Raw genomic sequence first — 21,864 nt, 5'->3', positions numbered from 1 at the left:
AGCATGGGCGCAACCGAGCGGCCGGCGCCCGACGCCGGCCGCTCGGTTGACGCCGCAAGCCGCGCCGCTGCTGGCCGCACCGTGCTCATCGCCGGTGCGACCAGCGCGGCCGGTCGCGCGGTGGCGTCCGCACTGACGGATGCCGGCGCGCGCGTGATCGCGGTCGGCTCCAACGCCGAGCGCCTGCAGACGATGCAAAGTGACCTGCCCGGCCTGCTCACGTACCGCTGTGATCTCGCCGATTTCGCGGCCGTCACCGCCCTGGCCGACGCCGTTCGGGCCGACGCCGGCCCGATCGACGGCCTGATCCACCTCGTCGGCGGCTGGCGCGGCGGCGGCGGCCTGGTCGGCCAGACCGACGCGGACTGGGACTTCCTGCACGCCCACGTCGTCACCACCCTGCGCAACACCACCCGCGCCTTCAACGACGACCTGCTCGCCTCCCCGGCCGGCCGGCTGGCGATCGTCTCGTCGGTGTCGGTCGACAAACCGGCCCCCGGCGGCGCGAACTATGCCGCAGCGAAGGCCGCGGCCGAGACCTGGACCCGCGCGGTCGGCCAGGGCTTCGCGAAGGCGGGCACGGATGCCGCGGCGGTCATCTTCGTCGTGCGGGCCCTCGACGGGCTCGAAGGCCGGCTCGCGGCCGCGGTCGCGGGCCTCTGGGACGTGCCGGCGGCATCCGTCAACAACACCCGGGTTCTCCTGGCCCCGCCCGCCGCCTGACCGGTCGCCGGCAGTCCGCGGCGCGCTAACGTGGTGCGCACAGGCGACGGAGGGGCGGGCATGCTCGAGATCAGGGGTGTGAACAAGCGGTACGGCACCCGAATGGTGCTGACCGACCTGAGTTTCGGCGTCGGAGGCGGCCGGCTGACCGGCTTCGTCGGCGCCAACGGAGCCGGCAAGACCACCACCATGCGCATCATCGTGGGCGTGCTCTCCGCCGACTCCGGCACCGTCCTCCGGGACGGCGTCCCGCTCAGCGTCGACGACCGCCGCCGCTTCGGCTACATGCCCGAGGAGCGAGGCCTCTACCCGAAGATGAAGGTCGGTGAGCAACTCGTCTACCTGGCCCGCCTGCACGGGCTGAGCCCGGCATCCGCCCGCCGCAACACCGCCGAACTGCTCGAGCGCCTCGGCCTCGGCGAGCGCGCCGGCGACCTCGTGCAGTCCCTGTCGCTGGGCAACCAGCAGCGCGCCCAGATCGCGGCCGCCCTCGTGCACGACCCCGAGTTCCTGGTGCTCGACGAGCCGTTCTCCGGCCTCGACCCGATCGCGGTGGAGGCGGTCATGGAGGTGCTCGCAGGCTTCGCCGCGCAGGGCGCGCCGGTGCTGTTCTCCTCGCACCAGCTCGACATCGTCGAACGCCTCTGCGACGACCTCGTGATCATCGCCGACGGGGAGATCCGCGCGAACGGCTCCCGGGATGAGCTGCGCGAGCGTCACAGCAGCCTCCGCTTCGAGCTGCGCTGCGCCGGGGATGCCGGCTGGGTCCGGAACGTGCCCGGCATCACGGTGATCGACCTCGACGGCGGCCTCGCCGTGTTCGAAGCCGACACGGATGCCGCCAGCCAGGCCGTGCTGCGGCTGGCCGTCGAGCGCGGACCGGTGGTCTCCTTCAGCCGACAGCGACCCAGCCTCGCCGCGATCTTCAAGGAGGTCGCGCAGTGAGACCCGCCCGCACCACCGACGGGGTGCGCGCCCGCCCCCGGCATCCGGCGCCCGGCTTCGGCCGGAGCGTCTGGCTGGTCGCCACCCGCGAGATCGTCGCCCGGCTGCGCAGCAAGGCGTTCCTGATCTCGACCGGCATCCTGCTGCTCATCTCGATCGGCTCCGTCGTCGCCGGGGGCATCGCGAGCCAGAACCAGGCCCATCCGAAGGTGGCGGTGGTGGGGGCGGCCGGCCGGCTGGTGGAGCTAACCGAAGCCTTCACGGCCGTGAAGGCCGACGACGTCGCCGCGGCCGAGGCGCTGGTGCGCGCCGGAACGGTCTCCGCTGCCGTCGTCCCCGCCACCGGGGACACCTCACCGCTCGACGTCCGCGTCATCGCCCTCGACTCCGCCCCGCTGGTGCTGCTGGGCGCCCTGAGCGTGAGCCCGCCGGTGAGCCTGCTCGAGCCGTCCCCGCAGAGCGGCGGCCTGGCCTACCTGGTGGCCATCGGATTCGGGCTGGTCTTCTTCATGTCGGCGATCACGTTCGGCTCGACCATCGCGCAGAGCGTGGTGGAGGAGAAGCAGACCCGCGTGGTGGAGATCCTGATGACGACCATCCCGGTGCGGGCGCTGCTCGGCGGCAAGATCGTCGGCAATAGCGTGATGGCGTTCGGGCAGATCGTCATGATCGGGGCCCTGGTGGCGATCGGCATGGCCGCGACCGGCCAGAGCGGGCTGCTGGGCGCGATCGGTCCGTCGATCGCCCTGTTCGCGGTGTTCTTCGCGTTCGGCTTCGTTATGCTCGCCGCACTCTTCGCCGCCACCGCGTCGATGGTGTCCCGTCAGGAGGACGTCGGGTCGGCCACCTCCCCCGTGCTGGTGCTCGTGATGATCCCCTACTTCCTGGTCATCTTCTTCAACGACAACCCCACGGTGCTCGCGATCATGTCGTACATCCCGTTCTCGGCTCCGGTCGGCATGCCGATGCGCCTCTTCCTGGGCACGGCCGCGTGGTGGGAGCCGCTGGCCTCCCTGGCCATCCTGCTCGCCGCGACGCTAATGGTCATCCTGCTCGGCTCCCGCATCTACGCGAACTCCCTGCTCCGGATGGGCGCCCGGGTCACCTTCCGCCAGGCCCTCCGCGGCTAGCCCTAACCAATTCGACGGAAATTTTGCTCCCCCAAGCCGGTTTCGGCCCGAAATCGGCCGTTTGACGCAAAATCTCCGTCGAATTCGCACGACGCCCGCACAGAAGCGGAACAGCCCGATGCGCGAAGATGGAGGGGTGACTCAACTCCATGACCTTTCTTCGCGCGGGTTCGCCTCCGACAACTACTCCGGGGTCCACCCCGAGATTCTCGATGCGATCGTGTCCGCCAACGGTGCGCACCAGATCGCCTACGGCGAGGACGTCTATACCGCCCGGCTGCAGCAGGTGTTTGCCGAACACTTCGGCGCGGGCGTCGAAGCATTCCCGGTCTTCAACGGTACCGGCGCGAACGTGATCGGCCTGCAGTCGATGCTGCCGCGCTGGGGCGCCGTGATCTGCGCGTCGACCGCCCACATCAACACGGATGAAGCGGGCGCCCCCGAAAAGGTGGCCGGCATCAAGCTCCTCACCGTCGACACCCCGGACGGCAAGCTCACCCCCGCGCTGATCGACCAGCAGGCCTGGGGCTGGGGCGACGAGCACCGGGCGCAGCCGCTGGTCGTGTCGATCACCCAGACCACCGAGCTCGGCACCGCCTACACCGTGGAGGAGGTGCGGGCCATCGCCGACCACGCGCACGCCAACGGGATGAAACTGCACATGGACGGCGCCCGCCTCTCCAACGCCGCAGCCTCGCTGGGACTGCCGTTCCGCGCCTTCACCCGCGACGCCGGCGTCGACGTGCTCAGCTTCGGCGGCACGAAGAACGGCATGATGTACGGCGAGTGCGTCGTGGTGCTGAACCCCGAGGCATCCGCCGGCCTGATCTACCTGCGAAAACTGAACATGCAGCTCGCCTCGAAGATGCGTTTCATCTCGGCCCAGCTGATCGCGCTGCTCGGCGGCGACCTCTGGCTGCGCAACGCCGGCCACGCCAACGCCATGGCCAAGCGGCTGCGCACCGCCCTCGAGGCCGGGATCGCCGACAGGTCCGTCACCGGAGTGACGTTCACCCAGGCCACCCAGGCCAACGCCATCTTCGCGGTGCTGCCGCCGGGGGTGGCCGACCGCCTGCGCGGTTCGTTCCGTTTCTACGACTGGGACCCGGCCACCAATGAGGTGCGCTGGATGTGCGGCTACGACACCGAGGAAGCCGACATCGACGCCTTCGTCGTGGCCCTGATCAGAGAGCTGGCCGTCTGATGAACGTTTTCGAGAACAAGCCCTGGCTCGGCTCCTACGCCTCGGGCGTACCGAGCACCATCACCGAGCCGACCGAGACGCTCTCCGACATGATCGAGATGTCCGCGCACCACTTCCGCGAGAACGTGGCCCTCGATTTCTTCGGCGCCACGACCACGTATGCGCAGCTCGGCGAGCAGATTTCGCGGGTGGCCAACGGGCTGCTCCGGCTCGGCGTCAAGCCCGGCGACCGGGTGGCGCTCGTGCTGCCGAACTGCCCGCAGCACGTCGTCGCGTTCTACGCCGCGCTGCGCCTGGGCGCGGTCGTCGTCGAGCACAACCCGCTCTACACCGAACGCGAGCTGCGGCACCAGTTCGAGGACCACGGCGCCACCCTGGCCATCGTCTGGGACAAGGTCTACCAGACCGTGTCCGACTTCCCCGCCGACATGGGCCTGCGCACCGTGGTCGCCGTCGACCTGACGGATGCGATGCCCCTCTCCAAGCGTTTCCTCCTGCGCCTGCCCGTGGCCAAGGCCCGCGAGTCCCGCGACGCGCTCACCGCCGGCCCGCTGCGCAAGGGCGCGCTGACCTGGCGTTCGCTGGTGGATTCACGGAAGCTCCGCCACAACCACCCGCGCCCGCAGATCACCGACACGGCCGTTCTGCAGTACACCAGCGGCACCACCGGCACCCCGAAGGGCGCCATTCTCAGCCACTTCAACCTGCGCGCGAACGCGCTGCAGGGCGAGGCGTGGGTGCCCGGGCTGCACCGGGGCGAAGAGGTCTTCTACGCCGTGCTGCCCATGTTCCACGCCTACGGCCTGACTCTGTGCCTCACCTACGCGATGGCCACCGGCGCCCGGCTGGTGCTGTTCCCCAAGTTCGACGAGAAGCTGCTGCTCGATGCGGCCCGCCGCACCCCGCCCACGTTCATGCCGGCGGTCCCGCCGATCTACGACCGGCTGATGCGCGCCGCGGAGAAGAAGAACGTGAGCCTGCGCAGCATCCGTTTCGCCATTTCGGGCGCGATGAGCCTGCCGGTGTCGATCGTGGAGCGCTGGGAGAAGGCGACCGGCGGACTGCTGGTCGAGGGCTACGGCGTGACCGAGGCCTCCCCGATCGCCGTCGGCAACCCGATGGGCCCGACAAGGCGTCCCGGCACGGTGGGCGTGCCGTTCCCGAGCACGGAGATCCGGGTGATCGACCCGGCGGACCCGACCGTCGACCGCGGCATCGAGGAGGAGGGCGAGCTGCTCATCCGCGGCCCGCAGGTCTTCTCCGGCTACTGGGACCAGCCGAGCGAAACGGCCAAGGTGCTGCTCGAGGGCGGCTGGCTGCGCACCGGCGACATCGTGCGCGTCTCGGCCGATGGGTTCATCACGGTCGTCGACCGCATCAAGGAGCTCATCATCACCGGAGGCTTCAACGTGTCGCCGTCGGAGGTGGAGGCGGCCCTTCTGTCGCACCCGGACGTCGCCGACGCCGCCGCCGTCGGGCTGCCCAGCGCGAACGGGGGCGAGGATGTCGTCGCCGTCGTCGTCCTGGCGGAGGGGACCAGCCTCGATGTCGAGGCCCTGCGCACCCATTGCCGCACCCGGCTCTCGGCCTACAAGGTGCCCCGCCGGATCGTGCAGGTCGACGAGCTCCCCCGCTCCCTGATCGGCAAGGTGCTCCGCCGCGAGGTGCGCAACGGACTCACCGAGCAGTAGCCCCGCCCGCACCGCGCCCCTCCTGGGAGAGGTTCGGCGAGCACGCGGTCCTGAGCGATGCCGCGGAATAGATCCCGGCGCCCCGCGTTGAAGTGGATGGGTCAGCGTTGCCCCTCCACTCTCCACCGAAAGACGGCTCCATGACCCTCATCACCGACACCATCAGCCGCGCCGCCGACACGGCGTCGCCCATCCTGCCCGTCCTCTCGGCCCGCTGGAGCCCGCGCGGCTTCGACCCGGCCGCCCTGGTCGACGAAGACACCCTGACCACCGTGTTCGAGGCCGCCCGGTGGGCTCCGTCGGCCAGCAACATCCAGCCGGCCCGCTTCATCGTCGCCCGGCGCGGGTCCGACAGCTTCGCCAGGATCCACGCCACCCTGATGGGATTCAACAAGGCCTGGGCGGATGCCGCATCCGTGCTGATCGTGAACGTCGCCACCCTGCCGGTCGGCGAGGAGCGCGCCAACCCGTGGGCCCGCTACGACCTCGGCCAGGCGGTCGCGCACCTGACGATCCAGGCGCAGCACGAGGGCTTGCACACCCACCAGCTCGGCGGATTCGACGGGCCGGCGCTGGCCCTCTCCTTCGGCCTGGCCGAGAACCAGGCCGTCGTGTCCGTGACCGCGCTGGGCATGCTCGGCGACGTCGGCCTGCTCTCCCCCGAGCTGCAGGAGCGCGAATCCGCCCCCCGCACCCGCAAACCCCTCGCCGAGCTGCTCCTCGTCAACGACTGACCCCTGCTGGCTGCACCAAAGTGCCCGTTCCGGTCGAGAGTGCCCGCTACGCCGGCAACTCTCGACCGGAACGGGCACTCTCGCCGCATCCGCTCGCGCGAAGGGCCCCCTCACGACTCGTGAGGGGGCCCTTCACCTGTGCCGAAGGCGCGCCGGCTACGGGCGCAGCAGCACCTTGATGGCGCGGCGCTCGTCCATGGCGGCGTAGGCCTCGGCCACCTCGGTCAGCGGCAGCTGCAGGTCGAACACGCGCCCCGGGTTGATGGCGCCCGAGAGCACCTCCGGCAGCAGTTCCTCAACGTATCCGCGCACGGATGCGACGCCGCCGTTCAGTCCCACATTGCGGCCGAACAGCGGCCGAACCTCGATCGGGCCGCCGGTGGGAACGCCCACGTAGCCGACCATTCCGCCGGGCCGAGCCGACGCGATGGCCTGCTCCATCGACTCCTTGGTGCCGACGCACTCGAGCACGCAATCCGCGCCGATGCCGTCGAAGAGCTCACGGATCCGGGCCACGCCGGCCTCGCCGCGCTCCTCGACCACGTCGGTCGCACCGAATTCGCGGGCCACGAGCCGCCGTTCGGGGTGGCGGGACATGGCGACGATCCGGGAGGCCCCGAGTCGCTTGGCCGCGATGATGGCGCAGAGGCCGACCGCACCGTCGCCGACGACGACAACGGTGCTGCCGGTCGTCACGCCGGCGGAGACCGCGGCGTGGTGCCCGGTGCCCATCACGTCGGCGAGGGTCAGCAGGCCGGGGACCTGGTCCTCGGTGGGCAGCGTCGGCGTCGCCACGAGGGAACCGTCGGCGTGCGGCACGCGCACCTTCTCGCCCTGGGCGCCGTCGGCGAAGCCGCCGAGCTGGTCGTCCGCGCCCCACCAGCCGCCGTGCAGGCAGGAGGTGCTGGTGCCGTTCTGGCAGTTGAGGCAGGTGTTGTCGCAGTCATAGAACGGCGCGATGACGAAGTCGCCGACCTTGATCTTCGTGACGTCGGCGCCGATTTCCTCGACGATGCCGACGAACTCGTGGCCGATTCGTTTCGGCTCGTCGGTGGGCTGGATGCCCCGGTAGGGCCACAGGTCTGAGCCGCAGACGCAGGCTGCGACGACACGCACGATGGCGTCACCGCCGGTGGAGAGAATCGGATCGGGTACTTCTTCGAGGCGGATGTCCCGTTCCCCGTAAATCACTGTTGCACGCATGGTTCGAGCCTAGGCCAGCCCCCTGAACCTCATCGGTTCCGGCCCCCCCCTCCGCCCGTATTCCCGCCGAATTCCGCTGCTCGCGCAACCGGTGCGCACCACGCCGATCGGCGGCCACGCTCACCAATTCGACGGAGATTTTGCGTTAAAAGCCCGTTCGCGCCGGGTTCGGGGCCGTTTTCGGCAAAATCTCCGTCGAATTGGTTACAGCAGCGCGTCGTCGTCGAGGTCGGCCGGGTCCACCACTAGCAGGGGCACGGATGCGACGACCAGCGAGTCCCCGTCCGACGCCAGGTCCACGCGAACCGTGTCCCCGTCGCGCACGGTGCCGGACAGAATCGCGGTCGCCAGGCGGTCGTCGATCTCGGTCTGCATTAGGCGCCGCAACGGGCGGGCCCCGTAGATCGGGTCGTAGCCGCGCTCGGCCAGCCAGGTGCGGGCATCCGGGGTCACCCCCAACTCGAGCCGGCGCTCGACCAGTCGCTTCTCCAGCCGGTCCACGAGCAGCCCGACGATCTGGCCGAGGTCCTCCATCGACAGCGACTCGAACACGACGATGTCGTCGAGACGGTTGACGAACTCGGGCTTGAACGTCTGGCGCACGAGCGCCTGCACGGCCGCCTCCTTCTCGTCCCGGCTGAGCACCGGGTCGATCAGGAACGCCGACCCGAGGTTCGAGGTCAGCACGAGGATCGTGTTGCGGAAGTCCACGGTGCGGCCCTGGCCATCCGTCAACCGGCCGTCGTCGAGCACCTGCAGCAAGACGTCGAAGACCTCCGGATGCGCCTTCTCCACCTCGTCGAACAGGATCACCGAATACGGGCGGCGGCGAACGGCCTCCGTCAGTTGCCCGCCCTGCTCGTAGCCGACGTAGCCGGGGGGCGCCCCGACCAGTCGGGACACGGAGAACTTCTCCCCGTACTCGCTCATGTCGATGCGCACCATGGCCTTCTCGTCGTCGAAGAGGAATTCGGCGAGCGCCTTGGCGAGCTCCGTCTTGCCCACGCCGGTCGGTCCGAGGAACAGGAACGAGCCGGTGGGCCGGTCCGGGTCGGAGATTCCGGCCCGGCTGCGGCGCACCGCATCGGCGACGGCCCGCACGGCCTGCTTCTGCCCGATCAGGCGGTGCCCCAGCTCACCCTCGAGGTTGAGCAGCTTCTCCGTCTCGCCCTGCAGCAGACGGCCGACCGGGATGCCGGTCCACATGGCCACCACCGCGGCGATGTCCTCCGCGGTGACCTGCTCGTTGACCATCCGGGGGCCCTCAGACTCCGACTTCTCCGCTGCGGCCAGCTCCTTCTCCATCACCGGGATGTCCCCGTACAGCAGCCTCGACGCCTTCTCCAGGTTGCCCTCGCGCTGGGCGCGATCCGCCGCGATCCGCGCGGTGTCGAGCCGCTCTTTGAGCTCGCCGACCCGGTTCAGCGACGCGCGCTCCTTGTCCCAGCGCGCCTGCAGCTCTTTCAGGTTCACCTCTCGTTCCGCGAGGTCCGTCCGCAGCTTCTCGAGCCGCGCCTTCGAGGCGTCGTCCTTCTCCTTCTTGAGGGCGAGTTCCTCGAGTTTCAACCTGTCCACGCTGCGCCGCAGCTCGTCGATCTCGACCGGGGCGGAGTCGATCTCCATCCGCAGCCGGCTGGCGGCCTCGTCGATGAGGTCGATGGCCTTGTCCGGCAGCTGGCGTGCGGTGATGTACCGGTTCGAGAGGGATGCCGCGGCCACCAGCGCCGCGTCCGCGATCGACACCTTGTGGTGGGCCTCGTAACGCTCCTTGAGCCCGCGCAGGATGGCAACGGTGTCCTCGACGCTGGGCTCGTCGACCAGCACCGGTTGGAAGCGGCGCTCGAGCGCCGCATCCTTCTCGATGAATTCGCGGTACTCGTTCAGCGTCGTGGCGCCGATCAGGCGCAGCTCGCCGCGGGCGAGCATGGGCTTGAGCATGTTGGAGGCGGCCACGGATCCCTCCCCGCCGCCGGCACCCATCAGGGTGTGCAGTTCGTCGACGAAGGTGATGATCTGGCCCTCGGCGTCGTTGATCTCCTTGAGCACCGCCTTGAGCCGTTCCTCGAACTCGCCGCGGTACTTCGCCCCTGCCACGAGGGCCGCCAGGTCGAGGGAGACCAGCTGCTTGCCCTTGAGCGAGTCGGCCACGTCGCCGGCGACGATGCGCTGGGCCAGCCCCTCCACCACCGCGGTCTTGCCGACACCGGGTTCCCCGATCAGCACCGGGTTGTTCTTGGTGCGACGGGTGAGCACCTGGCTGACCCGGCGAATCTCCGCGTCGCGCCCGATCACCGGGTCGAGCTTGCCGCTCTTGGCGATCTCGGTGAGATTGACGCCGTACTGCTCGAGCGCCGTCTTGGCTTCTTCCTGGGGCGGTTGCTGACCTGCTTGCATCAGAGGATCCTCTCTCGGGGCCGGCCGCTCACGCCGCCTCGCGGCGAAAGCTGAGCCTGTTGGACTCAAGATTAGGTGAGAATCCGACATCGCACTAGCGGCGCGAGGCCCGTCCTCCAGCTCATTCCGGCGGCACGTCCGTCGGCGTTCCGGCGGCACGCTCCAGGGCAGCAGGGCGGGCCTCGAAACGCCCCTGGTATCCGGTCTCGTCTGTCAACTGCCATACTTACCGAAGAAATGATCTGTTTCTTCACTCAGCGCAGAGGATGAGACCCGTGGCAACCCCCACCCTCAAAAACTTCATCAATGGCCGGTTCGTCGAACCGAACGGCACCGCACTGCTCGACATCGTCGATCCCACGACCGGCCGGCTCGTCGCCCGGGCCCCCGTTTCCACTCCCGGCGATGTCGACGACGCCATGACGGCCGCGCAGACCGCATTCCGCAGCTGGCGCCGCACGACCCCGTCCGAGCGGCAGCGGGCGCTGCTGCGCCTGGCCGACGCGATCGACGCGAACAGCTACGCCATCGTTGAAGCCCAGCACCGCAACACCGGCCAGCCGCGCGCCACGATCGCGAGCGACGAGGTCGCGGCCGGAGCCGACCAGCTGCGTTTCTTCGCCGGCGCGGCCCGGCTGCTGGAGGGCAAGTCGGCGGGCGAGTACCTGCCGGGCATGACCTCCTGGGTGCGGCGCGAGCCGATCGGGGTCGTCGGCCAGGTCACGCCCTGGAACTTCCCGTTCCTGATGGCCGTCTGGAAGATCGGCCCGGCACTGGCTGCCGGCAACACCCTCGTGCTCAAGCCCAGCGACACCACCCCCGAATCCACCCTCGAACTCGCTCGGATCAGCCAGGGCATCCTGCCCGACGGCGTGATGAACATCGTCCTCGGCGACGGGGGCACGGGTGCGGCCATCGTCGAGCACCCGGTGCCCGGCCTCGTCTCCATCACCGGCAGCGTGCGGGCCGGCATGGCGGTTGCCAGCGGCGCCGCAAAGACCCTCAAGCGGGCCCACCTCGAGTTGGGCGGCAAGGCCCCGGCCATCGTCTTCGCCGACGTGGATGTCGCGAAGACCGCTGCCGAGATCGCCGACTTCTCCTTCTACAACGCCGGCCAGGACTGCACGGCCATCACCCGCGTGCTCGTGCACGAGTCCATTCACGACGAATTCGTCGAGGCCTTCGTCGCCGAGGCCCGCACCCGCAGCACCGGCTCAGCCGACGACGCGGACAACTACTTCGGCCCGCTGAACAACGTCAACCACTTCGGGGACGTCGTACGAAAGGTCGCGGCCCTCCCCGACCACGCCGTAATCGCCACCGGCGGCCACCAGATCGGCACCGACGGTTTCTTCTTCGAGCCGACGGTCGTCACCCACGTGCGGCAGAGCGATGCCATCGTGCAGGAGGAGACGTTCGGTCCGGTGATCACCGTGCAGTCCTTCGGGTCCGAGGAAGACGCGGTCACGCTCGCCAACGACGTGAACTACGCCCTCGCGTCGAGCGTCTGGACCCTCGACCACGGCACCGCCATGCGGGTCTCCCGGGACCTGGATTTCGGGGCGGTGTGGATCAATACGCACATCCTGCTGACCGCGGAGATGCCCCACGGCGGGTTCAAGTACTCCGGCTATGGCAAGGACCTGTCGATGTACGGTGTGGAGGACTACACGCGCATCAAACACGTCATGAGCTCCCTCGAATAGCAGGCCGCACCAGAAGACACCGTCCCAATCACGATCCCGCTCCGACAAGAACAGAGGACTCCCGTTGACCTTTCATCCGTTAGACCCGCTGGCCGCAGCCGAGTTCACCGCCGCCGCCGGCATTCTCGCCCGTGAGCGGGGAGTGGCGGAGGGCTGGCGCTTCGCCTCGATCGAACTGGTCGAACCGGCCAAGAGCGTCATCGCCGAGTTCGCCTCCTCCGGCGTCGCGCCCGAGCGCCTGGCCCGCCTCGTCGTGCTCAACCGCGCCGAGAACACCACCTGGGTGGCCGTCGTGTCGCTCACCACCGACACCCTGCTCGAGTGGGGCAACGTGCCCGGCGTGCAGGCGAACTTCACCGTGGACGAGTGGGACGAAGCGGATGCCGCCCTGCGCGCGCACCCCGACGTGATCACCGCCCTCGCCAAGCGCGGCATCGTCGACCTGGACAATGTCTTCATCGACACCTGGACCTACGGTGACGCCGTCATCCCTGACCAGTACCGCGGGCGTCGGCTGGGCTGGGCTGACATCTGGGTCAGGGCCTCCACCACCGGCAACCCGTACGCCGGGCCGGTGAGCGGCCTGCACTTCGTGATCGATGTGAACACCATGGAGTTGCTCGAGATCGAGGACTCCTTCACGATCCCGCGTCCCGAGGTGATGGGCGAGTACGTGCCGCACCTGATTCCGGAGCGCATCCGGGAGAAGAGCAAGCGACCGCCGATCAAACCGCTCGACATCGTGCAGTCTGACGGACCGAGCTTCTCCCTCGACGGCAACCTCGTCGAGTGGCAGAACTGGTCGCTGCGGGTCGGCTTCAACTACCGCGAGGGCATGACCCTGCACAATGTGGGCTATCGGGACGGCGACCGGCTGCGCCCGATCGCCAACCGGCTGTCGTTCGCCGAGATGGTCGTGCCCTACCGCGACCCCAGCATCGACCACTTCCGCCGCACCGCCTTCGACATCGGCGAATGGGGCCTGGGCTTCATGACCACCTCGCTCGAGCTGGGCTGCGACTGCCTCGGCGAGATCCGCTATCTCGACGCCGTGCTGCACAACAGCAAGGGCGAGCCGTACACGATCCCGAACGCGTTCTGCATCCACGAGGAAGACAACGCGGTCCTCTGGAAGCACGTCGACCACAACGGCAGCGCCGAGGTGAGACGGATGCGCCGCCTCGTCGTGTCCTTCCACGTCACGGTCGCGAACTACGAGTACCTCGTCTACTGGCGCTTCTACCAGGACGGCAACATGGAGTGCGAGGTTCGCGCCACCGGCATCATGGTGGTCACGCACCTCGAGGAGGGGCAGGGCCACCCCAACGGCACCCTCGTCGACAAGCGCACCTACGCGCCGTTCCACCAGCACTTCATCGTGGCCCGGATGGATCTCGACATCGACGGCCCCGAGAACACGGTGTTCCGCACCGAAACCCGGATCGAGCCCATCAACGAGGCCAACCCGCTCGGCCTCGCCCTCACCCAGCAGAACACGCCGGTGGAGACCGAAGGGTTCGACGACTACAACTGGGACACCCAGCGCGCCTGGAAGGTCGTGAACGAGAACTCGATGAACGGCCTGGGCACGCCGGTGTCGTACAAACTCGTCCCCGGCGCGGCCATCCCGTCGTTCTTCGACCCGGCGGCGCCCGCGTTCCAGCGCGCCCAGGTGATCGGGCACACGGTCTGGGTCACCCCGAACGACGAGTCAGAACGCTGGCCGTGCGGCGAGTTCGTGAACCAGAGCGCCGTGGACCACGGGCTGCCCGAATGGATCCAGGCCGAACGCCCCGTGCGTAACACCGACCTCGTGCTCTGGTACGTCTTCGGCATCCACCACATCACCCGGCCCGAAGAGTGGCCGATCATGCCGGCCGACACCGTCTCCTTCTGGCTCAAGCCGGTCGGATTCTTCGACCGCAACCCGTCGCTCGACGTGGAACCGAGTCCCAGCGCGCACTGCGCTCCCGCGGCGGGCGACCACGCCGGGCACGCCGGGCACGCCGGGCACGCCGACCACGCCCATGAACACTGAGGAGACCAGCGTGACCCGAGTAGCCAACTACGTCGTCGCCTACGAAGCGACCGAACGGGGGAATGACACCGTCGAGCTGGGTGTCGCCCTCGCGCGCCTGACCAGGTCAGAGCTCCGCCTGTGCCTGGTGCTCCCGCACCACGCCTCCACCGTGCCGGCGCGGGTCGGCGCCGCCTCGTCGCCCGATTACCAGGCGCTCCTCGAGGAGCAGGCCCTCGAGTGGCTCGAGCAGGGTCGGGCCCGGGTCCCAGCGGACGTGGTCGCCACCACTCACCTGCTCTATGCCGACTCGACCACGGAAGGCCTGCTCCAGGCGGCCGCCACCTTCGACTCCGACCGCATCGTCGTCGGGGCTTCGCGCCGCGGCCTGATGAACCGGTTCACGATCGGAAGCGTGGCGAACGCGCTGCTGCACTCATCCCCGGTGCCCGTCGCCCTCGCGCCGCGCGGCTACACAGCCCCCGAGCAGCTCACCCGGATCACCTGCGCGATCGGCACCCGGCCGGGCTGGACCCCGCTGCTCGACTCCCTGCTGGCCTTCTCGGAAGGCCTCACGGTCGACCTGCGTTTCGTCACCCTCGTCGAGGTCGACGCCGGCCGCGGCCACCCCGTCGATCACGCCGGGAGCCAGGCCCACCTCGCCAGCGTGCTCGAGTACTTCTCGACCCGCTCGCGCGCCCATGGCGAGATCACCACCGAGGTCGCGTCCGGCCACAGCGTCGAAGCCGCGATCGAGGCCCTCGACTGGCAGAAGACCGAGATCGCCTTCGTCGGCTCCAGCCGGCTGGCTCAGCCCACCACGATCTTCCTCGGCATCACCGCACATCGGATGCTGCACGCACTCCCCGTTCCCCTCATCGTGGTTCCCACCGGCACTGACGCCCGTAAGCCGCACTGACCGAAAGGACAGTCACATGACTACCCACTCCCCCTCCTCCGGCCCAACGCCGGGGGCATCCGACTCCGGCACCGGCGGGATCTCCTCGAAGGGCCTCAGCGCCGGCTCGATCGGTCTGCTCGGGGCCACGGTCATCGGGATCTCGTGCATCGCGCCGGCCTACACCCTCACGGCCTCCCTCGGCCCGACCGTCGCGGCCGTCGGCACCCAGATGCCGGGCATCTTCCTGGTCGGCTTCATCCCGATGCTGCTCGTGGCGCTCGGCTACCGTGAACTCAACAACGCCATGCCGGATGCCGGCACCTCCTTCACCTGGGCCACCCGCGCCTTCGGGCCATGGCTGGGCTGGATGGGCGGCTGGGGACTCATCGTGGCGACCGTGGTCGTCCTATCGAACCTCGCCGGCGTCGCCGTCGACTTCTTCTATCTCATGCTGGCCCAGCTCTTCGGCAACCCCGACCTCGCCGACCTCACCGGCAACGTGCTGATCAACGTGCTCACCTGTCTGGTGTTCATGGTGGCGGCCTGTTACATCTCCTACCGCGGCATGGAGACCACCAAGGCGGTGCAGTACGTGCTCGTGGCCTTCCAGCTGATCGTGCTGGTCTGGTTCAGCGTCGCCGCCCTGGTGCAGGTCGCCGAAGGCAGCGCCTTCGATGCCCTCGCCTTCAGCGCGGACTGGTTCAACCCGTTCCTCGCCCCCTCGTTCACTGCGTTCGCCGCGGGCGTCTCGCTCTCGATCTTCATCTTCTGGGGCTGGGACGTCACCCTCACCATGAACGAGGAGACCAGGAACCCCAAGACCACCCCCGGGCGCGCGGCCACGCTCACCGTGGGCATCATCTTCGCGCTGTACATCCTGATCGCGGTCGCGACCCTGATGTTCTCCGGCGTCGGAACCGGCGCACTGGGTCTCGGCAACGAGGAGATCCAGGGCAATGTGTTCGCCGCCCTCGCCGGGCCGGTGATGGGCCCCTTCGCCATCCTGATGTCGCTGGCGGTGCTGTCGAGTTCAGCCGCGTCCCTGCAGTCCACCTTCGTCGGGCCGGCGCGCACAATGCTGTCGATGGGGCACTACCAGGCCTTCCCCAAGCGGTTCGCGTCGATCAGCCCCCGCTACAAGTCGCCGGGTTTCGCCACCCTGATGGCCGGCATCGTGGCCTGGGGTTTCTACGCCGTGATGCGGGTGCTCAGCACCGACGTGCTCACCGACACGATCCTCACCCTGGGCATGATGATCTGCTTCTACTACGGGGTCACCGCGTTTGCGTGTGTCTGGTACTTCCGTTCCGAGGCCCTCGGCGCCATCCGCGCGTTCCTGCTCAAGTTCCTGGCGCCGCTGCTCGGCGGCGTCATCCTGCTCGTCATTTTCGCGACCACGCTGTACGACAGCATGAACCCTGAGTACGGCAGCGGCTCGAACATCGGTGGGGTCGGACTCGTGTTCATCCTCGCAATGGTGCTCTTCATCGGCGGGATCGTGCTCATGCTGATTCAGCGCAGCGTCAACCCGGCCTTCTTCCAGGGCAAGACGCTCACGCAGGGGTCCTCCAAGGAGCACCTGCACATGCAGTAACCGTGATCATGCGCATGGGAGAATGAGGACCGACCACCGGATGGAATCGTCTCCCCTATGCCTTTCACCCTGACCTCTCACGAGATCGCACTGCTCGTGGGCAGCCAGGCCTTCTCGCGGGGCGAACGCTATGCCCGCACTGGACATGTCGCCTCCTCGGCCTGGTCCAGTACCGGCACGCAGCTCTTCGGAGAGGTCGAGGGCTCGAGCCCCAGTCCGTACAGCGTGAGCGTGTCGTTCACAGTGGGCGCCTCCAGGGCCGTGCTGAAGGCATCCGGGGTCTGCACCTGCCCGGTGACACGCAACTGCAAGCATGTCGCGGCCCTGCTCGTCGACAGCGGAATCGCCATCGCCGAAGCGGCCCGGGACCTGACCGGACCCGGGAGCCCCCGGTCCGAGCCGCCCACCGGGCCACCCACCGGTCCCGCCGTCCACTCGTCTCCGCCATTGTTTCCGTCGTCGTCCCGTTCGGCGCCCCGTTCGTCGACGCCGACGTGGCGGAGCGCCCTGGCGCCCCTGACCCGGCCGGATGTCCAGCCCGCCGGCACGAGTCTGGGCCTGGCCCTGCAGTTCCAGCTGCTCGCGCCGGAACGCACGTCATTCGCCGACTCGACCCCCGTTCGGCGCCTGGTCGCCCGCCCGATGATCATGGGCAAGAAGGGCAAGTGGATCCGCGGCAGCATCACCTGGGACAACATGACCTACGACCGCGGGGCACTCGATCAGGCGCAGTTGCGCGTGCTCTCGGCCCTGTACGCGCTGCATTCCGCGGGCCGCCCGTACTACGCGGCCGCCAGCCAGTGGATCCGGGTCGACGCCTTCCCCGACCGGTCGTTCTGGGACCTGCTCGAGGAGGCGCGCGCCGCCCGGCTGGCCCTGATCTCCGCCACGGCCGGTCAGGAGCCTGTGCTCGTGTCCGCCGAGGCGGCCGGCCTGCAACTGGACATCCGGCGGTCGCCGGCCGGGCTCACCCTGGCCCCGGCGGTGGTCCTCGGCGACCGCCCGCTGCCGCGCCGCGGGTTCGGCTTCATCGGCGAACCCGCCCACGGCGTCTACAGCTGGGAAGACGTGGCCGGCGTGGCCGAACCGCGGCTCACACTGGCGCCGCTGACCGGCCCGATCGACCGCGAACTCCGCGACCTCGCCATGGCCGACTCGATCGCCATCCCCCCGGCCGACGAGCCCGCCTTCCTGGCCGAGTTCTACCCGTTCCTCCGCAACCGGGTGTCCCTGACCAGCCGGGACGACTCCTTCCAGCCGCCGGAGTCCCCGCAGCCGGTCCTGGCCCTGACCCTCACCCACCAGCCGGATGCCCGGATCACCCTGCACTGGGACTGGCGCTATCCCGGCTACCGGCAGGCCCTTCGGCCCACGCCGAACGACACCCGCTACCGCGACACCGCCGGCGAGGAACGCATCCTTCGCGGCATCCGGGACCCCCTGGTCGAGTTCCCCGGCCTGGTCGGGGAACAGGCCGGCCGGCCCCTCCTGATCGAGCAGGCCACCCTCGCCGGACCTCCGATGATCGAGTTCCTCGACACCGTGATACCCGTCCTGGAGTCGTCGCCGGACGTGGAGGTGAGCGTCTCCGCGGATGCCCCACAGTACCGCCCGGCCGACGCTCCGCCGGTGATCAGCGTCGGCACCTCCGCCCGCGCCGACGACCGCGACTGGTTCGACCTGCAGGTGAGCGTCAGCATCGATGGCGAGGAAATCCCGTTCGACGGCCTGTTCCGGGCGCTGGCCACCGGGCAGCAGCTGATGATCCTCGAGAGCGGCACCTACTTCAGCCTCGACCGGCCCGAACTGCACGCGCTGCGCCGCCTGATCGAGGAGGCCCGAAGCCTGCAGGATGCCGGCGCCGGCGCCGGACCCCTGGGAATCAGCCCGTTCCAGGCCGACCTCTGGGAGGAACTGCAGGCCCTAGGGATCGTGGCCGGACAGGCGGCGGCGTGGCGGGAGACGGTGTCCGGCCTGACCGATGTCGCCCGGATCCCGCCACTGGCCGTGCCGGAGCAGGTTCAGGCCACCCTCCGCGCCTACCAGCAGTCCGGGTTCGAGTGGCTGGGTTTCCTCTACGACCACCAGCTCGGCGGAATCCTGGCCGACGACATGGGGCTCGGCAAGACCCTGCAGACGATCGCCCTGATGGAACGGGTGCGGGAGCAGCCGGGGCCCTCGGCGCCGTTCCTGGTCGTGGCACCCACCAGCGTCGTCTCCAACTGGGCCGCCGAGTGCGCCCGGTTCGCGCCCGGCCTCCGCGTCGAGGCGATCACGGAGACCGCCGGGAAGCGCAGCCGCACCCTGGCCTCCCTGCACGCCGGCGCCGATGTCGTCGTCACCTCGTACACGCTGTTCCGCCTGGATTTCGGCGACTACGACGCCCTGGCCTGGTCGGGGCTCCTCCTCGACGAGGCCCAGTTCGTGAAGAACCACAAGTCCAGGGCCCACCAGTGCGCCCGCCGCCTGACGACCCCGTTCAAGCTCGCGATCACCGGCACCCCGCTGGAGAACAACCTGATGGAGTTCTGGTCGCTGCTCTCGATCACCGCGCCGGGGCTCTTCCCGAGCCCCGGGAGGTTCGTCGACTACTACCAGAAACCGATCGAGAAGGATGCCGACGGTGAGAAGCTCGACCAGCTGCGCCGCCGCATCCGCCCGTTCATGCTGCGCCGCACCAAGGAGCAGGTGGCCGGTGACCTGCCGGCCAAGCAGGAGCAGGTTTTGGAGGTGACCCTGCACCCGAAGCACCGGGTCGTGTACGACACCCACCTGCAGCGGGAACGGCAGAAGGTGCTCGGGCTGATCGACGACCTGAACTCGAACCGGTTCGAGATCTTCCGCTCGCTCACCATGCTGCGCCAGCTCAGCCTGGACGCGAGTCTCTACGACGAGAAGTATGCCGACACCCCGTCGACCAAGCTCGACGTGCTCCTCGAACTGCTGGGCGACATCGTGGCCGGCGGGCACCGCACCCTCATCTTCAGCCAGTTCACCCAGTACCTGGGCAAGGCGCGCACCCGACTGGATGCCGCCGGGATCAGCTACTCCTACCTGGACGGCAAGACCCGCAACCGGGCGAAGGTCATCAGCGACTTCAAGACCGGCGACGACTCGGTCTTCCTGATCAGCCTCAAGGCCGGCGGTTTCGGGCTGAACCTCACCGAGGCCGACTACGCCATCCTGCTCGACCCGTGGTGGAACCCGGCCACGGAGGCCCAGGCGGTCGACCGCATGCACCGCATCGGGCAGACGAAGAACGTCTTCGTCTACCGGCTGGTGTCCAGCGACACGATCGAGGAGAAGGTGATGGCCCTCAAGGCCACGAAGGCCCGCCTGTTCGAGAGCGTGATGACGGATGGGGCGGCCCGCGGCACGGCGCTCACCGCCGCCGACATCCGCGAGCTCCTCGCCTGATCCCCTCACGGCCCCGCGCCGGTAGGCTTTTGAGCAACAGTCACCTGGCTGCAGCCTGATCAACGAGGTGCCCCATTCCTCAGCACACCCCTTCCAGCCCCCGCACCGACCCCACCGTCATCGGCGCCGCCGGGTGGCCGTCCGAGCTGGTCGAGGCTGTGCGCGCCTCGGTCGAGGCGGCCGCGCACGCGGCCCGGCCGCGGGTGGGCCGCGGCGACAAGAACGCCGCGGACCAGGCCGCCGTTTCGGCCATGCGCGCCGTCCTGATGACCGCGCCGTTCACCGGAACCGTCGTCATCGGCGAGGGCGAGAAGGACCAGGCACCCATGCTCGCCAATGGGGAGCGCCTCGGCTCGGGCCTCGGACCGGAGTGCGACATCGCGGTCGACCCGCTCGACGGCACCACCCTCGCCGCCCTCGGATTGCCGGGAGCGGTCTGCGTGATCGCCCTCGCCCCGCGGGGAACGATGTTCGACCCGGCCGGGGTCTTCTACATGGACAAACTCATCTCCGCCGCCGTCGGGCGCGGCGTGCTCGACCTGAGTGCCCCCGCGACGCAGAACCTGCGTGCCCTGGCGGCCGCTCGCGGCGTACCGGAGTCCGCACTCACCGTCGCCGTGCTCGACAAGCCCCGCCACGTCGAACTCATCCGGGAGCTCGAGTTCGCCGGCGCCCGGGTGATCCGCGCCCGGGAAGGCGACGTCTCCCCGGCCATCGTCGCCGCCACCCCGGGCGGTGAGATCGACCTGGTCATGGGCATCGGCGGCACGCCGGAGGGCGTGATCGCGGCGTGCGCCGTGCGCGCCCTGGGAGGGGTCATGCTGGGACGGCTGGCCCCGCAGAGCGACGCCGAGGAACGCGGAGCACGCGCCACCGGCCTGGATCTCACCCGGATCTTCACCGCCACCGATCTCGTTTCCAGTGCGCGAGTGCTCTTCGCGTCGGCCCCGGTCACCTGAACGGCCTGCCGCCGAGGGACAATGGAGCGGTGAGTTCCACAACTACCTTCGCCCTTATCCGCCATGGCCAGACCGACTGGAATGCCGCGCTCCGCATCCAGGGTCTTTCGGACATCCCGCTCAACGACACCGGACGGGGCCAGGCAGCGGATGCCGTCGGCCACCTGGCCGACTACGAGTGGGACTTCGTCGTCTCCTCGCCCCTCAGCCGCGCGGCCGAGACGGCCGATCTGATCGCCGACGGTCTCGGCCTCACCGTCACCCGTCGCATCGGGCAGATCGTCGAGCGCGACTATGGCCCCGCGGAGGGCCTCGGCGCCGGCCCGGAGCTGGACGCGCTCCGTCTCCCGGGCGACCCCACCGGCATCGGCGGATTCCATGGCGCCGAGGCGGAAGCGACGGTCGCCGCGCGCGGCGCGGATGCCCTGCTAGCGCTGGCCGAGGAGCACCCCGGTGCCCGCATCATCGTCGTCAGCCACGGCACGCTGATCCGGCTGAGCCTCATGCGCATCCTCGACCGCCCGATCGGCACCATCTCCAACGCGGCCCTCACGGTCGTGGCCCACGACCAGGCCGGCTGGACTCTCGACGTGCTCAACGGCGCCCCCTCCTCCACCGCCCTGGCCCCGGCCCCGTAGCCGCCCGCCCGCCCGCCAGGGCACGGCACCGCCAGCCACCCGGATCCCCAGGCACCCAGCCCTCTAACTTCCCAGACCTCTGGGCCCCGCCTCGTGCCTCGTGCCTCGTGCCTCGTGCCTCGTGCCTCGTGCCTCGTGCCTCGACTGTGCCTATTCCGGTCGAGAGTGGCCGGTGCCACGGGGTCAGTATTCACCAGTCGTTGACAACTCTCGACCGGAATGGGCACTCTCGCCCGATGGTTCGCATGCCAGTAGCCCTCTGCGTGCACCTGGCAGACGGTTGTGGAGGCGAAGGCGGAGGCGGAGGCGGAGGCGCGACTCACTATCAGGCTCCCCCACGAGGACATTCTGGTCCCGGTGGTCGTGGTCTTGCGCGCCGAGGCCGGCCGAGCACCGTCCCTCCCCCGTTGTCGTTGTCGTGGCGCAGGTTGTGCGCGCGGGCGCAGGTTCCACCGTGCGCCGGCGCACCGAACCTGCGCCGCGACGGCGCCCCCGCCCGGTGTCAATGGCCAATCCGAACTGCCCACTGGCGGCCAGTAGGAATGCCCGCTGGTGGCCATGAAAACTGCCCACTCATGGCCAACAGATCTGCCCACCTGGGGTTTGGT

15 protein-coding genes are annotated in these 21,864 nt (G+C 69.4%); 13 read left to right on the top strand and 2 right to left on the bottom strand.

Annotated elements, in window-relative coordinates; translation table 11 throughout:
• Window positions 1-3 precede the first annotated feature (3 nt).
• From E3T24_RS12770 to E3T24_RS12745, 6 genes are all read left to right on the top strand, one after another.
• Window positions 4-723 (top strand): SDR family NAD(P)-dependent oxidoreductase, encoded by a 720-nt coding sequence (locus E3T24_RS12770; protein ID WP_134367799.1) that lies wholly within the window; start codon window positions 4-6, stop codon window positions 721-723.
• A 60-nt stretch (window positions 724-783) separates the two neighbouring features.
• Window positions 784-1,668, top strand: a complete 885-nt coding sequence (locus tag E3T24_RS12765; RefSeq protein WP_134367801.1) for an ATP-binding cassette domain-containing protein — start codon at window positions 784-786, stop codon at window positions 1,666-1,668.
• Window positions 1,665-2,798, top strand: a complete 1,134-nt coding sequence (locus tag E3T24_RS12760; RefSeq protein WP_241976202.1) for an ABC transporter permease — start codon at window positions 1,665-1,667, stop codon at window positions 2,796-2,798. Before E3T24_RS12765 ends, E3T24_RS12760 begins: the two co-directional genes overlap by 4 nt.
• Window positions 2,799-2,934: 136 nt before the next feature.
• Complete coding sequence (locus tag E3T24_RS12755) at window positions 2,935-4,002, top strand: low specificity L-threonine aldolase (RefSeq protein ID WP_241976204.1); 1,068 nt, start codon at window positions 2,935-2,937, stop codon at window positions 4,000-4,002.
• The gene (locus E3T24_RS12750) at window positions 4,002-5,693 is read left to right on the top strand and encodes a long-chain-fatty-acid--CoA ligase (RefSeq protein WP_134403251.1); all 1,692 of its coding nucleotides are present in this window, start codon (window positions 4,002-4,004) and stop codon (window positions 5,691-5,693) included. The genes E3T24_RS12755 and E3T24_RS12750 overlap by 1 nt, the downstream gene beginning before the upstream one ends.
• 140 nt (window positions 5,694-5,833) lie before the next feature.
• Complete coding sequence (locus tag E3T24_RS12745; RefSeq protein ID WP_134403252.1) at window positions 5,834-6,427, top strand: nitroreductase family protein; 594 nt, start codon at window positions 5,834-5,836, stop codon at window positions 6,425-6,427.
• 156 nt (window positions 6,428-6,583) lie between these two features.
• Here E3T24_RS12745 and E3T24_RS12740 read toward each other — a convergent pair whose 3' ends face one another.
• Entirely contained in the window at window positions 6,584-7,630 is a 1,047-nt protein-coding gene (locus E3T24_RS12740; protein WP_134367809.1) for a zinc-dependent alcohol dehydrogenase family protein, read from the bottom strand.
• 204 nt (window positions 7,631-7,834) lie between these two features.
• On the bottom strand, window positions 7,835-10,024 hold the full coding sequence (locus E3T24_RS12735) for an AAA family ATPase (protein ID WP_134367811.1): 2,190 nt from the start codon (window positions 10,022-10,024) through the stop codon (window positions 7,835-7,837).
• Between the two features lie 266 nt (window positions 10,025-10,290).
• On the opposite strand from E3T24_RS12735, the gene E3T24_RS12730 reads away from it, so the two are divergent.
• From E3T24_RS12730 to E3T24_RS12700, 7 genes are all read left to right on the top strand, one after another.
• The gene (locus tag E3T24_RS12730; protein ID WP_134367813.1) at window positions 10,291-11,730 is read left to right on the top strand and encodes a gamma-aminobutyraldehyde dehydrogenase; all 1,440 of its coding nucleotides are present in this window, start codon (window positions 10,291-10,293) and stop codon (window positions 11,728-11,730) included.
• Window positions 11,731-11,794: 64 nt separating this feature from the next.
• The gene (locus E3T24_RS12725) at window positions 11,795-13,768 is read left to right on the top strand and encodes a primary-amine oxidase (RefSeq protein ID WP_134405970.1); all 1,974 of its coding nucleotides are present in this window, start codon (window positions 11,795-11,797) and stop codon (window positions 13,766-13,768) included.
• 10 nt (window positions 13,769-13,778) lie between these two features.
• Window positions 13,779-14,666 (top strand): universal stress protein, encoded by an 888-nt coding sequence (locus tag E3T24_RS12720; RefSeq protein ID WP_166787200.1) that lies wholly within the window; start codon window positions 13,779-13,781, stop codon window positions 14,664-14,666.
• Between the two features lie 16 nt (window positions 14,667-14,682).
• Window positions 14,683-16,242 carry an APC family permease gene (locus E3T24_RS12715; RefSeq protein WP_134434684.1) on the top strand — a complete coding sequence of 520 codons (1,560 nt, stop codon included), beginning with the start codon at window positions 14,683-14,685 and terminating at the stop codon, window positions 16,240-16,242.
• Window positions 16,243-16,299: 57 nt separating this feature from the next.
• Entirely contained in the window at window positions 16,300-19,659 is a 3,360-nt protein-coding gene (locus E3T24_RS12710) for an SNF2-related protein (protein WP_134434683.1), read from the top strand.
• Window positions 19,660-19,817: 158 nt separating this feature from the next.
• Complete coding sequence (locus E3T24_RS12705) at window positions 19,818-20,618, top strand: fructose-bisphosphatase class II family protein (RefSeq protein WP_166789209.1); 801 nt, start codon at window positions 19,818-19,820, stop codon at window positions 20,616-20,618.
• Between the two features lie 29 nt (window positions 20,619-20,647).
• Entirely contained in the window at window positions 20,648-21,256 is a 609-nt protein-coding gene (locus E3T24_RS12700) for a histidine phosphatase family protein (RefSeq protein WP_134367824.1), read from the top strand.
• Window positions 21,257-21,864: the final 608 nt, after the last annotated feature.

It is taken from the genome of Cryobacterium sp. TmT2-59, assembly GCF_004403545.1.
Classification (GTDB): Bacteria; Actinomycetota; Actinomycetes; order Actinomycetales; family Microbacteriaceae; genus Cryobacterium; species Cryobacterium shii.
The sequence above is the reverse complement of the archived record's forward strand: the minus strand, read 5'-3'. Positions and strand labels throughout refer to the sequence as shown.